Annotated in this window: 13 protein-coding genes and 1 tRNA gene; 9 read left to right on the top strand and 5 right to left on the bottom strand. The window is 60.3% G+C overall.

What is annotated here, in order from left to right; all coding sequences use genetic code 11:
- The gene (locus EAY64_RS04020; RefSeq protein WP_199734382.1) at window positions 1-1,386 is read left to right on the top strand and encodes an efflux transporter outer membrane subunit; all 1,386 of its coding nucleotides are present in this window, start codon (window positions 1-3) and stop codon (window positions 1,384-1,386) included.
- Between the two features lie 70 nt (window positions 1,387-1,456).
- Here the strand turns inward: EAY64_RS04020 and EAY64_RS04015 are convergent, their stop codons facing one another.
- A complete protein-coding gene (locus EAY64_RS04015; RefSeq protein WP_147456172.1) occupies window positions 1,457-2,314 on the bottom strand; it encodes a formyltransferase family protein in 858 nt (285 codons plus the stop codon).
- A 295-nt stretch (window positions 2,315-2,609) separates the two neighbouring features.
- On the opposite strand from EAY64_RS04015, the gene EAY64_RS04010 reads away from it, so the two are divergent.
- Window positions 2,610-4,703 carry an acyltransferase family protein gene (locus tag EAY64_RS04010; RefSeq protein ID WP_158604604.1) on the top strand — a complete coding sequence of 698 codons (2,094 nt, stop codon included), beginning with the start codon at window positions 2,610-2,612 and terminating at the stop codon, window positions 4,701-4,703.
- A gap of 81 nt (window positions 4,704-4,784) precedes the next feature.
- On the opposite strand, the gene EAY64_RS04005 is transcribed toward EAY64_RS04010, so the two are convergent.
- Both EAY64_RS04005 and EAY64_RS04000 read right to left on the bottom strand, forming a co-directional pair.
- The gene (locus EAY64_RS04005; RefSeq protein WP_103523502.1) at window positions 4,785-5,075 is read right to left on the bottom strand and encodes a hypothetical protein; all 291 of its coding nucleotides are present in this window, start codon (window positions 5,073-5,075) and stop codon (window positions 4,785-4,787) included.
- A gap of 85 nt (window positions 5,076-5,160) precedes the next feature.
- Window positions 5,161-6,072 (bottom strand): hypothetical protein, encoded by a 912-nt coding sequence (locus EAY64_RS04000; protein ID WP_103523501.1) that lies wholly within the window; start codon window positions 6,070-6,072, stop codon window positions 5,161-5,163.
- A 196-nt stretch (window positions 6,073-6,268) separates the two neighbouring features.
- On the opposite strand from EAY64_RS04000, the gene EAY64_RS03995 reads away from it, so the two are divergent.
- Complete coding sequence (locus EAY64_RS03995) at window positions 6,269-6,982, top strand: hypothetical protein (RefSeq protein ID WP_103523500.1); 714 nt, start codon at window positions 6,269-6,271, stop codon at window positions 6,980-6,982.
- Window positions 6,983-7,088: 106 nt separating this feature from the next.
- On the opposite strand, the gene EAY64_RS03990 is transcribed toward EAY64_RS03995, so the two are convergent.
- Both EAY64_RS03990 and ispB read right to left on the bottom strand, forming a co-directional pair.
- A tRNA-Arg gene (locus EAY64_RS03990) sits at window positions 7,089-7,163 on the bottom strand.
- A gap of 11 nt (window positions 7,164-7,174) precedes the next feature.
- Window positions 7,175-8,143, bottom strand: a complete 969-nt coding sequence (ispB, locus tag EAY64_RS03985; RefSeq protein ID WP_226034179.1) for an octaprenyl diphosphate synthase — start codon at window positions 8,141-8,143, stop codon at window positions 7,175-7,177.
- Window positions 8,144-8,336: 193 nt separating this feature from the next.
- On the opposite strand from ispB, the gene rplU reads away from it, so the two are divergent.
- The 6 genes from rplU (at window position 8,337) to EAY64_RS03955 (ending at window position 13,124) form a co-directional block, all read left to right on the top strand.
- Window positions 8,337-8,648, top strand: a complete 312-nt coding sequence (gene rplU, locus EAY64_RS03980; RefSeq protein ID WP_059284477.1) for a 50S ribosomal protein L21 — start codon at window positions 8,337-8,339, stop codon at window positions 8,646-8,648.
- 12 nt (window positions 8,649-8,660) lie between these two features.
- A complete protein-coding gene (rpmA, locus tag EAY64_RS03975) occupies window positions 8,661-8,936 on the top strand; it encodes a 50S ribosomal protein L27 (RefSeq protein ID WP_103523498.1) in 276 nt (91 codons plus the stop codon).
- A 147-nt stretch (window positions 8,937-9,083) separates the two neighbouring features.
- Window positions 9,084-10,286 (top strand): GTPase ObgE, encoded by a 1,203-nt coding sequence (obgE, locus tag EAY64_RS03970; protein ID WP_103523497.1) that lies wholly within the window; start codon window positions 9,084-9,086, stop codon window positions 10,284-10,286.
- 420 nt (window positions 10,287-10,706) lie between these two features.
- Window positions 10,707-11,486, top strand: a complete 780-nt coding sequence (locus EAY64_RS03965; RefSeq protein WP_103523496.1) for an ABC transporter substrate-binding protein — start codon at window positions 10,707-10,709, stop codon at window positions 11,484-11,486.
- A gap of 238 nt (window positions 11,487-11,724) precedes the next feature.
- Window positions 11,725-12,414, top strand: a complete 690-nt coding sequence (locus tag EAY64_RS03960) for an ABC transporter permease (protein ID WP_103523495.1) — start codon at window positions 11,725-11,727, stop codon at window positions 12,412-12,414.
- On the top strand, window positions 12,411-13,124 hold the full coding sequence (locus EAY64_RS03955; protein ID WP_103523494.1) for an ABC transporter permease: 714 nt from the start codon (window positions 12,411-12,413) through the stop codon (window positions 13,122-13,124). The genes EAY64_RS03960 and EAY64_RS03955 overlap by 4 nt, the downstream gene beginning before the upstream one ends.
- The last annotated feature ends 16 nt before the right edge of the window (window positions 13,125-13,140 follow it).

Genomic DNA, 13,140 nt, shown 5'->3' with positions numbered 1-13,140 from the left:
ATGACTGCTTTATCCACGCGACCGGCGCTGGCCGCCTGCCTGATGGCCATGGTGCTGGCTGGCTGCGCCATCGGCCCCGACTACACCAAGCCCAAGATGGATATCCCCGCGGCCTACAAGGAAGACGGCCGCTGGAAGAGTGCCAGCCCGCAAGACGCCAGCCCGCGTGGTGACTGGTGGACCGTCTACCAGGACCCGCAGCTCGATAGCCTGATGGACACCCTCAACCGGCAAAGTCCCACCATTGCCCAGGCCGAGGCCAATTACCGCCAGGCCCGCGCCTTGCTGGATCAGGCCGAGGCCAGCCTGTGGCCCACGCTTGGCGTCACCGCCAGCAAGAGCCACGGCGTCAGCACCGCCGGTGGCAATGTCAGCAATCAATACAATCTGGCCGCCACGGCCAGCTGGGAAGTCGACCTGTGGGGCACGGTACGCCGTGCCGTGGAGGCGGGCAGTGCCAAGGAAGCCGCCAGTGCGGCCCAGCTCGAATCCATCCGCCTGAGCAGCCAGGCGCAGCTGGCCACGGCATATCTGCAACTGGTGGTGGCCGATGTGCAGCTCAGGCAATTGCAGGACAGCGAGGCCAATCTGCTGCAAAACCTGCAACTGACCCGTAATCAGTTTGCCGTGGGCATGGTGTCGGATGACAGCGTGGCCCAGGCCGAAAGCAGCTGGAAAACCGCCCAGGCGGCACGGGTGGACAAGCAATTGAGCCGCGCCCAGCTCGAGCACGCCATTGCCGCCGCACTGGGCGTGGCACCGGCCAGCTTCGCGCTGCCGGCCAGCAAGGCCCTGCCACACTTGCCGCAATTGCCGCCGGGCCTGCCCTCCACCTTGCTGGAACGTCGACCGGATATTGCGGCCGCCGAACGGGCAGTGGCCGAGGCCAATGCCGAAATCGGCATCGCCAAAGCAGCCTATTTCCCCACGCTTACCCTGTCCGCCAGTGCTGGCTACAAGGGCAGCAGCTTTGCCGACTGGGTCAGCCTGCCCAATCGCATCTGGAGCCTGGGGCCGCAACTGGCGCTTACCCTGTTTGACGGTGGCTTGCGCCGGGCCCAGACCGCAGCCGCCATCGCCAGCTACGATGCCAGTGTGGCCAGCTATCGCCAGACCGTGCTGAGTGCTTTCCAGGCGGTGGAGGATAATCTGTCAGCGCAGTCGCTATTGCAGGAAGAGGCGCAATACCAGCAGTCTGCGCTGCAGGCCGCGCAAAGAGCGGAAGGCATTACCCAGAACCAGTACCGTGCCGGCGTGGTGAGTTATCTGAATGTATTGACGGCGCAAAACAGCCGCATCAGTGCCGAAACTACGCTATGGAGCGTGAAAAACCGCCAGTACACCGCCAGCGTGGCACTGGTGTCTGCCTTGGGCGGCAAGTGGTGATGCCAGGCCTGACCCAACACAAAACAGCCCGCAAGGGCTGTTTTGCATGAGACGGCCGGCCGGGTGAGGCTCAGAACGGCCGCCGACCGCTCACCATCCCCGGCGCCTGCACGCTCCATTCACTGATCACCAGAAAGCCGTCCGCCACGGCAAACAGCATGGACAGGTCCACGCTGCGCACCAGCGTGCCGGGCTTGAAGGAATGAGTCTCCAGCCAGCCTTGCGCACGATGCACCACAAAGCCCACGCCATTGGCTTCGGCCTGGCAGTTGATGTCGCCAAAGGCGCGCAACTGACGCTGGATGCTAGCCAGCGGGCCGCTCAGGTCCAGCATGCGCTCGGCCTCGCTCCAGCGTGGCCAGTAGCTGCCTTGCTCTTGCGGCTTGGCCTGTTGCCAGGCGTTGGTGAAATCAGCGATGACGCGGCGGCCCAACTGCTCCAGCGCCAGCTGGCATTTCCACTCCAGCGTGTTTAGCGTTTCGTCCGCCGCCATGGCAAACCGTTGCTGGTCCAGCAGCGCACCGCTGTCAAAATCCTGCTCCACTACATGGCAGCTCACTCCCCACTCCGCCCTTTGCTCCAGAATCGCCCGCACCAGCGGAAACGGACCGCGAGCTTCCGGTAGCGGCGAAGGGTGGAAATTCACTGCATGGGCCAGATGGGGCCGCCAGTTGGGCACCCGCCAGTCGTAGCTGCCCAGTAGCAAGGTTTCACAGCCTTGCGTTGCCAGCGCGGCCAGATCGGCCTCGGTGATGGGCGACAGCTGCACGGGAATGCCCAGCCGGGCCGCCTGCTCGATCACCTGGCGGTTGTCATGGATCTTGCCATCCAGCGGAGAAGTGAAAATCTTCAAGGGTTGCCAGCCGGCTTGCAAGGCAATGTCCAGCAGCACCTTGAAGCGGTCGGTCAGGGTAATGGCAAAGCGCATGGTGGCATCCGGCGGCAAATAAGAATGGCAGGTATACCAGCTAAGCAGGCAGCGCTGCCATTCTTTCAAAAAACTTAACAAATATGCCGTGCAATCACCGCCGGCTAGTCGTCAGCTTGTTCCGCAAGAACAGTCCTGGCTTTACGTGTTTTGCAGGAATTTTCAGGCTTTTACCTTGCGTGCTGGCGCTATACAATGTGCGGCTCTTTTACTGTCTGCGCACTTTGTTCAACATCACGGCGGATCGATGCAGATCGCGCCAGCTTGCTGCTTGTCCGGTGCTGCCACTTTTATTATGTCCCTTCACCTCAGTTCCAGCGTCAATGCCGGTAGTTACCGCCCTGATATTGATGGCCTGCGCGCCCTGGCCGTGCTGGCCGTGGTGCTGTTCCACATCGGTGTGCCTGGTTTTGGCGGTGGTTTTGTCGGTGTGGATATCTTTTTTGTTATTTCCGGCTTCCTGATCAGTGGCTTGCTGCGGCAGGAACTGCTCAGCCAGGGGCGCATCGACTTCAAGGCCTTCTATGCCCGGCGTTTTCGCCGTCTGGGCCCGGCCTTGCTGCTGGTGGTGTGCGTGGTTTTGCTGCTGTCCTACTTTGTGCTGCTGCCTGACGACCAGAACAAGCTGGGCCGGGAAATCCGTGGCGTGGCCTTGTTGTCGGCCAACCTGCATTTCCTGCAGCATGCCTTTGATTATTTCAATTCCGCGTCCGACCTCACGGTCATGCTGCACACCTGGTCGCTGGCGGTGGAAGAGCAATATTACCTGGCCTGGCCCTTCATCTTGTGGGGGCTGTACCACCTGAATGGCCGTCAGCCAGACAAGGTGGCACGTAGCCTGCCACCCTTGCTGTGGCTGATTTTTTCCGTGTCGCTAGCCTACTGTCTGTGGTTGTCCTATCACGAAACCCCGCGCGCCTTTTACCTGATGCCCACCCGCGCCTGGGAATTCGCCGCTGGTGCCCTGCTGGCCATCACCCCGCTGCCTGTGAGCTGGAAACCACATGCCGCGCTGGCTAGCGGCGTCGGCCTGCTGTTGCTGCTGGGCTCGGTGCTGGGCCTGAACGAAGCCATGGTGTTTCCGGGCGTCATCGTGCTATTGCCGGTGCTGGGCAGTGTGCTGTTTCTGCTGGGTGGCCAGCTGAATGCGGACAATACCGTCAGCCGCCTGGCCGCACGCCGGCCCTGGACCGACATCGGCATCCTCTCCTATGGCTTTTATCTGTGGCACTGGCCACTGCTGGCACTGGGCCGCTACTGGGGACTGGGCGAACGCAGCCTGCCGCGCGACCTGCTGCTGGGCGGCGTGCTGGCCTTGCTGCTAGCCTGGCTGAGCTATCGCTATGTCGAGCAGCCCATCCGCCAGAAAAAACTGCGCGCCTTCACCGCCACCAAGGCCACGCTGTGGAGCGGCTTTGCCATGATCGTAGGGATGTGGTTGCTGGGTAATGCCGCCATGTTCCTGCTGCCACGCGCGCCGTGGTCGGGCCATCAGGCACTGCTGCAGGCCAAGGGCGATGCCATGGCCATGCATGGCAATTGCGCCATGCCCAAAGACGGCCTGCCCTTGTCACCGGTGGCGCAGTGCGTGGAAGGCCAGCGTAACGGCCCGGTACGACTACTGGCCTGGGGCGATTCGCACACCGATCACCTGATGCCGCTGTATGCAACCCTGGCACAGCAACAGCACATTGCCATCCTGCGCCGGGTCTACCACGGTTGCCCACCGCTGCCGGATGTCACCCCGGTGGGTGAGGGCAAGCTGCGCAGCTGGTGCACCAACTTCTCCCGTGCGGTGCGGGACGAACTGCCGCAACTCAAGCAACAGGGCGTCAGCGGTGTGCTGATGAATGTGCGCTGGAGTGGCTATGCCGCGCTCAATAAACCGGGTGAAAACAGCATTGCCGTGCTGGCCACCGGGCAGAACGGCATGCCAGACAGCGTATGGGGCAAACAGGTGGGTGTGGCACCGTTGGATCGCATCACCTCGCTGGCGGTACTGCAACAAGCGCTGCAACGCAATGCCGCCTATCTGCAGCAACTGGGGCTGAAGCTGGTGCTGGTATTGCCCGAGCCGGAAATGCAGCGCTCGCCGCCGGAATGCGTGATCCGGCTGGGTGCTGCCGCCTGCAATGTAAGCCGCCAGCAAGCCGAGGCAGAACGCGCCGACGTAGTGGCCATGCTGCGCCAGGTGGCCAGCCAGGCGCCCAATGTACGCATCTGGGATGGTTTCGACCATTTTTGCGATGCCACCACCTGCTACGCCAGCCAGAACGGCCACATCCGCTATCAGGACAAAAACCACATCACCGCCAGCATGGCCCGCTCCATGGCCGCCGATTTCAAACCGGTATTCGATTGGGCCTTGCAGCCACTGGCCAAACCCTAAAGCCATCTGCTCCGCTAAAACAAAGCCGCCGCTGAGGGCGGCTTTGTCATGGCACTGCCAGGGTGTATCAAGCGCAGGCGACTAGCCCGGACACACAATCCGTCGCAAATCGCCAAAGGCTTGCTCTCCTGCCTCCTTGCTTTCCCACTCGGTAGTCTGGTTCACCTGAATGACATGCTTGTCCGCATCCACCAGCCATTGCCGCTTGATGCGGACCTCCCCGGTGGCACAGCGAAATTGCAGCTCGTTATACATGCCGTAGGGGTCTGGCTTGCCGGGGTATTCATGGCGGGCGCGGAAAAAGGCCGACCCCTGCGCATCCTGCGCTACCGAGTTCTGAATCACTGTCAGCACGCCGTCCTGAATGGTCATGCCCGCCTTGTTACTGGATGGTATGCGTGCCGTGGCTCCCGTTTTCCCATTGATGACTGGCTTGCGACAGCTGTTCCAGCCTTTGCTACTCGGCCTTGGCCTCTGGCAGGTGGGCATCCGGTGTCAGTCCGCATTCCTGAACCATGTGGTTGACTGCCGGTGTGGATGTGGCCGCGCCAGCAGGCCTCTCCCAGGTGGTCAGCATCAGCGCAGCGCCCAGCATTAGCAGCAGCACCAGACCCCAGCCGTATAAAGTGCGCCAGAAGGGCGTTTGCCCGCCAGCGGGGTGGGTCGCTGCCGCAGCCTTGTTTTCCCGCTTGATGATGGACCAGCTCCAGACGGCAAAGCCAATACCCAGGCCCAGCATGAGCAGCAACAGCAAGCTGCCGACATCCATCGCCAGTAACAGCGAAGGGTTGGCTTGAATGAAATAAATGAACAGCCACAGGAAACCCACAGCCACACCCAGCAGGAGCAGGCTACCCAGCCAGGCCCCGCCCATGCCGATATTCCCCTTCCGGCTGGCGGTGGGCTGGCTGGATTTGCGCTGGTAGCTGGCGGGTAACAAGCCCAGCAAGGAGGTCGCCAGGCCGACGGCCAGCCACAGCAGCCAGTGCCACAGTGGAATGGCAGTAACATCCACCGCGGCATCATTCACCCCCAGCATTCGCCAGAATATGCCCCAGGTCATCAAGGCATAGCCCAGGCCGGCGAAAAAACGTCGGCCACGCTCGAACTGCCGCACCGATTCGCTGGAAGCCGCATCGGCAAACAGTGGCAAGAGCAAGGCAATGGCGGCAAAGATGACTGCGGTTTCCAGCAGACTGGCCGCCGGGCCATGGAAGGTACTGCCCCGACCATGCTTGCTGGGCAGATAAAATGCATGCCAATGCACGCTGCACGCTGCGTAGGCCAAGGCGACCAGGCTCAGGCCAATGCGCTGCCAGCCAGCCGTGTTATTGAAAGTCGGGTAAGGTTTGTCCGGATTGCTTGCCATGATGGTCCTCTATGCGCCAAGACAGGGTTTGCCGTACTGTCAGGCAGCAGGCACACCGGCCGCAGCGCAAACAGTAGCGCTTACCCGCACATTTTGACATCATTTTTGTGCAAATGTCATATTGACCGGCTGGGTCACCGCATGGCCAAGCCTGAGCACAGCGTCAGCGGCAAGACACGACAGGGAGGGGTAGGGCATGAACCGGGAGCTGGAAATCGTCGAACAACTGATACTGGGCCAGGATCCACTGCACCGAGGCCAGGCACTGCACACCCCCAAAGACGCAGCGCTGGATCAGGCCCGCGCCCACTACTACCAGCAGCTAAAGCGCGTAAGCAAGCAACAGCCTGCCCAGCTCGCTCCAGCAAGTGCTCCGGACCGCCCCGGCCACAAGCGGGCCGGCGAGCGCTGGAGCATTGCCGAAGACAACCGGCTGAGCGCACTGTGGGAAACTTCCAGCACCGTCACCAGTGCCGATCTGGCAGAAAAACTGGGCCGCAGCCGCGCCGCCATCCTCGCGCGGTTGGTGAAACAAGGGTATTTTTCCGACCAGAGCAGCGCCATGCAAGCCGACGACCAACGGCTGGAACAAGCTGGCCAGCCCGCCTGGTGGGCCAGTCAGCCGCCGCCGCTCGCCACGCCAGCACGCTCTGCCAATGCAGCCGCGCACACCGATGTCGCCACGGACATTCCCAACGCCGGCAAGGCCTGGAGCGCCAGCGACGACGCCCGGCTACGCTCCAGCTGGCACGACCCTGCCGCCCCCGACTGCGCCAGCATCGCGCAAAGCATGGGCCGCAGCCGCGCCGCCATCATCGCCCGGCTGGTGCGCATCGGCGAATATCCCGACCGCGATGCGGTGCGGGTGGCGGATAGGGAGAGGGGCGTCCGACAGGAACGGGGTGATTGAATCTTTTGATGAGAGCAGACAACTTTAGGATGTGCATAAAAAAAGCCGCAAACCCTTGCTGGGTGCGGCTCTTGTGGACTTTATCGGACTTCGCTGGAACTGTAAGTGGTGCCCCCGACAGGAATCGAACCTGTAACTGCCCCTTAGGAGGGGGCCGTTATATCCATTTAACTACGGAGACCTAAATCCGGTTCAGGCGTTGCGGTCCACCGACAGGCGGGCCAGTTCGACCAGTGCCTGTTTCACCGGGGTGTCCGGCAGTTCGGCAATGGCGGCCACGGCTTGTTCGGCGGCTTTGATGGCTTCGTTTTTGGCGTAGTCCAGCGCGCCGCAGGATTGTACAGCAGCCAATACATCGTGGAAACGGTCGCGGCTGGCGTTTTCCAGCGCCTGGCGTACCACGTTGGCGGCGGTGGCATCGCCCTGGCGCATGGTGTAGATCAGCGGCAGGGTGGCCTTGCCTTCGGCCAGGTCGTCGCCCAGGCTCTTGCCGATGGTGTCGGCATCGCCGCTGTAGTCCAGCACGTCGTCGATGATCTGGAAGGCCGTGCCCAGGTACATGCCGTAGTCGGCCAGTGCCTTGACCTGTACCTCGCTACCACCGGCAATCAGTGCGCCAACGCGGGCGGAGGCTTCGAACAGCTTGGCAGTCTTGTACTGGATGACCTGCAGGTAGTCCTGCTCGGACAGCGCGGTATTGCCGATATTCAGCAGCTGCAACACTTCGCCTTCGGCGATGACGTTGGTGGCTTCGGCCATCACCTGCAGGATCTGCATATTATTGGTGGTGACCATCATCTGGAAGGCGCGGGTGTAGAGGAAGTCGCCCACCAGCACACTGGCAGCATTGCCGAACAGGGCATTGGCGGTTTCGCGGCCACGGCGCATGTCGGATTCGTCCACCACATCGTCGTGCAGCAAGGTGGCGGTGTGGATGAACTCGATCATGGCGGCCAGTTCGTACAGATGCGCGCCTTCGTAGCCCAGCGCCTTGCCGGACAACAGGGTGAGTACCGGGCGCAGGCGCTTGCCACCCGCAGAGATAATGTATTCCGCCACCTGGCGGATAAGCACTACATCGGAATGCAGGCGCGCGCGGATGACGCCATCTACGGTCTGCATGTCTTCAGCGATCAGGGTACGGAATAGCGGGGTGGACACGGTTTTAGCCAGTTGTTTGGTTTTAGCGGAGCCAGAAGCGCGGAATGTTACCAGAAAAGCCTTGCAGACAGCCATGCCCAGCCTGGCTTTGCGGCTAAACTGATGAAATTATTGACAACTTTGAATCGGCTGCGTATAGTTTCGCGTTCTTCTCGCGTGATGCGGTGAAGATCCCTCTTTAGGAGCTAAGCGAATGTATGCGGTCATAAAAACCGGCGGCAAGCAGTACAAGGTTGCCATCGGTGAAAAACTCAAAGTAGAACAGATACCTGCAGACGTCGACAGCCAAATCGTACTCGAAGAAGTGCTGATGGTCGCTGACGGTGAACAGGTTGTTGTAGGCGCCCCGCTGGTAGCTGGTGCCACCGTTACGGCTACTGTCGTTTCCCACGGTCGTGGCGACAAGATCCGCATCTTCAAGATGCGTCGTCGTAAGCACTACCAGAAACACCAGGGTCATCGTCAGAACTTCACCGAAATCCGCATCGACGCGATTTCGAAGTAAGGATAAACAGTCATGGCACACAAAAAAGCAGGCGGTAGCTCCCGCAACGGTCGTGACTCCGAAGCCAAACGCTTGGGCGTTAAGGCTTACGGTGGCGAACTGATTCCGGCAGGTTCCATTATCGTACGTCAGCGTGGTACCCGTTTCCACGCAGGTGAAAACGTTGGTCTGGGCAAGGATCACACCCTGTTCGCCAAGGTTGACGGCTACGTTCAGTTCACCATCAAGGGTGCTCTGCAGCGCAAGATCGTTACCGTTGTTCCGTACACCGGTGTAGACGGCGAATAATCGCTTTCTGCAGACAAGAAAGCCCTATCCTGTGAGATAGGGCTTTTTTTTATCCGGCTTGCCGCTAAGGGCGGGCCTGTGGAGGGGCAAGGCGTGAGGGCTGGATGAGGCTCGCAACCTTGACGCCTGACTCCTCAAGGAGGATTTATGAAATTTATCGACGAAGCCCGTATTGAAGTGATGGCGGGCAAGGGTGGCAATGGTGCGGCTAGTTTTCGTCGCGAAAAGTACGTGCCTTTTGGTGGCCCGGACGGTGGCGATGGCGGCAAGGGTGGCAGTGTGTATGCGGTGGCAGATGAAAACGTCAACACGCTGGTGGAATACCGTTTCGTCAAAAAATACCTGGCGCAGGATGGTGAACGTGGCCGTGGTGCCGATTGCTACGGCAAGGGCGGTGACGACATCGAACTGCATATGCCGGTGGGCACGGTGATTGCCGACCACGATACCGGCGAGGTAGTGGCCGACCTGACTCACCATGGCCAGCGGGTGATGATTGCCCGTGGCGGCAAGGGTGGCCTGGGCAATATCCATTTCAAGTCGTCCACCAACCGTGCGCCGCGCCAGAGCACGCCGGGTGAAGAGGGCGAACAGCGTACGCTGAAGCTGGAACTGAAGGTGCTGGCCGATGTGGGCCTGCTGGGCATGCCGAACGCCGGCAAGTCCACCTTTATCCGTTCGGTATCGGCGGCGCGTCCCAAGGTGGCGGATTATCCGTTTACCACCCTGCACCCCAACCTGGGTGTGGTACGCATGGACGATACCAGCAGCTTCGTGATCGCTGATATTCCCGGCCTGATCGAAGGCGCTGCAGAGGGGGCTGGCCTGGGCCATCGCTTCCTCAAGCATCTGCAGCGTACCGGCCTGTTGCTGCATATCGTGGATGTGGCACCGTTCGATCCGGATGTCGATCCGGTACGCGAAGCGCGCGCCATTGTGGCCGAGCTGGAAAAGTACGATGAAGAATTGCATGGCAAGCCGCGCTGGCTGGTGCTGAACAAGCTGGACATGCTGCCGGTAGAAGAGCGCGACCTTACCGTGTCGGCCTTCCTGGAAGCCTATGGCTGGCCCAAGACCCAGCCGGACGACAGCCTGGGTTTCGATGTGGATACGCCGCGTGTGTTCGCCATTTCCGCGCTGACCCACGAAGGCACCCGCGAACTGGTGCGCGCCATCGACAACTATCTGCGCATCATGCGCGCCCGCGCCCGTGCTGCGGCCGAAGAAGCCGAGCGTCTGGCCGAAGAGGCCCGCCTGGCACGCAAGGCAGCTGCCCGTGCCCGCCAGGAAGAGATCGAGGCCGCCAAGGCGGCTGCTGCCGCGGCCAAGGCTGCCGGCGAAGACAAATAAGCAGCTGCTGACCATTTGCAAAGCCGGTTTCCCTGTCGGGAACCCGGTTTTTTTGCGTCTGGCTGATGGTCGGTTGGCAGGCGGAGGCGCGGCGCGGGGCCTTGCTGCTGGCGTGAGCTAAGTGTTTTTACTTGCGCTTGTTGTATTTTGTACTCAAAAATACAATCGAATGCGACTTGATTTTCCATTTCTGGGCGTTTACTTTGCCTGCTGTCCTCTCCGGTCAGGATGGATGCGTTATTTATCCTGTATCCGGAATCGAGGTTCTGGACAATTTGCGCTATTCATATAACCATGCAGGCAATCAGCTGACCTGCCCACAAGGCAGGGCATGTTGATGCGGCGTATCGGTATGTCGCGGTGGCAGGGGCTGCCCGGCATGTTGTGAACAAATAAAACAAAGCAGTAAGGAGAAGTCTGATGAGAAAAGTGATTACCGCCGTTTCTCTGGCACTGATGGCCACTTCTTTTGGCGCATTCGCCAAGGACTGGAAGGAAGTTCGTTTTGGCGTTGACGCCAGCTACGCTCCGTTCGAGTCCAAGGCTCCGGATGGCAAGCTGATCGGTTTCGACATCGATCTGGGCAACGAAATCTGTACCCGCATGAAGGCCAAGTGTGTCTGGGTGGAAAATGACTTCGACGGCATGATCCCCGCCTTGAAGGCCAAAAAATTTGATGGCGTGCTGTCTTCCATGTCCATCAACGAAGCGCGCCTGAAAGAAATCAACTTCTCGGCCAAGCTGTTCAATACTCCGACCCGCATGGTGGCCAAGGCCGGTTCCGGCCTGATGCCGACTGCCGCTTCGCTGAAGGGCAAGCGCGTGGGTGTTGAGCAAGGCACCATCCAGGAAGCTTACGCCAAGGCGCATTGGGCTCCGGGCGGTGTAGAAGTTGTTCCTTACCAGAACCAGAGCCTGGTGCTGGCTGACTTGGCTAGCGGCCGTCTGGACGCTTCGCTGCAAGACGCCATCCAGGCTGACGAAGGCTTCCTGAAAAAGCCGGAAGGCAAGGGCTTTGCTTTCGCTGGTGGTGACCTGAACGACCCGAAAACCCTGGGTACCGGTGCTGGTATCGGCCTGCGCAAGGAAGATACCGATCTGAAAGCTGCCATCGACAAGGCGATTGCCGGCATGCTGAAAGACGGCACCTACAAGAAAATCGAAAAGAAATACTTCAAGTTTGACGTATACGGCAAATAAGTCGTAACCCAGACTGAAGCACAGCGCCCCGGCGGAGTCTGACCGGGGCGCGTTTTCATAACGGGTACGGAGGAGATGCGTAACACCCACTGTTACGTCCGTATCCATATCGCCTTGCACACCAGTCTGACCCGCAGCCCCTGCTGCTGCCGCCTTTTGCCTGTGGCGGCCTGTTGTATGGGTAAGGGCTGTCTGCGGCCTGCGTGGGCAAGCGCATAAACATACAGGGGGAACGGCCATGTTTCTGGATGGATTCGGGCCTATCATCCTGGACGGTGCATGGGTCACGCTGGAGCTGGCAGTCATGTCGCTCCTGGTGTCTTTCGTCATCGGTCTGGGAGGCGCTGGCGCCAAGTTGTCGAGCAATCCGCTGCTCAAGGGCATTGCCACGCTTTACACCACATTGATTCGCGGCGTACCGGATCTGGTACTGATGCTGCTGATTTTCTACAGCCTGCAGATCGGCATGAACCATCTGACCGAATGGCAGGGTATGGAGCAGATCAACCTCAATCCCTTCGTGTCCGGCGTGTTCACCCTGGGCTTCATCTACGGTGCCTATTTCACCGAGACCTTCCGCGGTGCCTTCCTATCCGTGCCCAAAGGCCAGATCGAAGCCGGCATTGCCTATGGCATGAGCGGCTGGCAAACCTTTTCCCGCATCCAGTTTCCGCAGGTGATGCGCTTTGCCCTGCCGGGTATCTCCAACAACTGGCAGGTGATGCTGAAGGCAACCGCGCTGGTGTCCATCATCGGCCTGTCCGATGTGGTGAAGGCATCGATCGATGCTGGCAAGAGCTCCTACAAGGTATTCTTCTTCACCGTGGTGGCCGGTGCCATTTACCTGATTCTGACGTCGGTTTCCAGCCTGGTCCTGATGTGGCTGGAACGTCGCTATTCCACCGGCGTGCGGGAGGCTGAACTGTGATCGACATCATCCAACAATACTGGAAAGCCTTCCTGTGGACCGATGGCTACCATCTGTCCGGCCTGGCGGTCACCATGTGGCTGCTGGTGGTTTCCATCGCCTTCGGTTTTTGCGCTTCCATTCCGCTGGCCATTGCCCGCGTCTCGAAGTCCAAGTGGCTGTCGCGCCCGGTATGGCTGTTCTCCTACGTGTTTCGTGGCACCCCGCTGTACATCCAGCTGCTGTTTTTCTACACCGGCATGTACAGCCTGGATATGGTGCGCGATGTGGACATCCTCAATCACTTTTTCCGCGAAGGGTATAACTGCACCATTCTGGCCTTTGGCCTGAACACCTGCGCCTATACCACCGAAATCTTCGCCGGCGCCATCAAGGCCACCCCTTATGGCGAGATCGAGGCTGGCCGCGCCTATGGCATGAACAAGTTCACCTTGTACCGCCGCGTGATCATTCCTTCCGCGCTGCGCCGTGCCCTGCCGGCCTACAGCAACGAGGTGATCCTGATGCTGCATGCCACCACCGTGGCCTTTACTGCCACCGTGCCGGACATCCTGAAAGTGGCGCGCGACGTGAATGCCGCTACTTATGACTCGTTCAATGCCTTCGGTCTGGCGGCGCTGATTTACCTGTGCATCACCTTCATTCTGGTGGCCCTGTTCCGCAAGGCGGAAAGCAAGTGGCTGGCGCATCTGCGCCCGATGAAGGCCTGAGCAACAAGCAAGGATA

The organism is Aquitalea palustris, from assembly GCF_003693445.1.
Lineage (GTDB): Bacteria > Pseudomonadota > Gammaproteobacteria > Burkholderiales > Chromobacteriaceae > Aquitalea > Aquitalea palustris.
The sequence above is the reverse complement of the archived record's forward strand: the minus strand, read 5'-3'. Positions and strand labels throughout refer to the sequence as shown.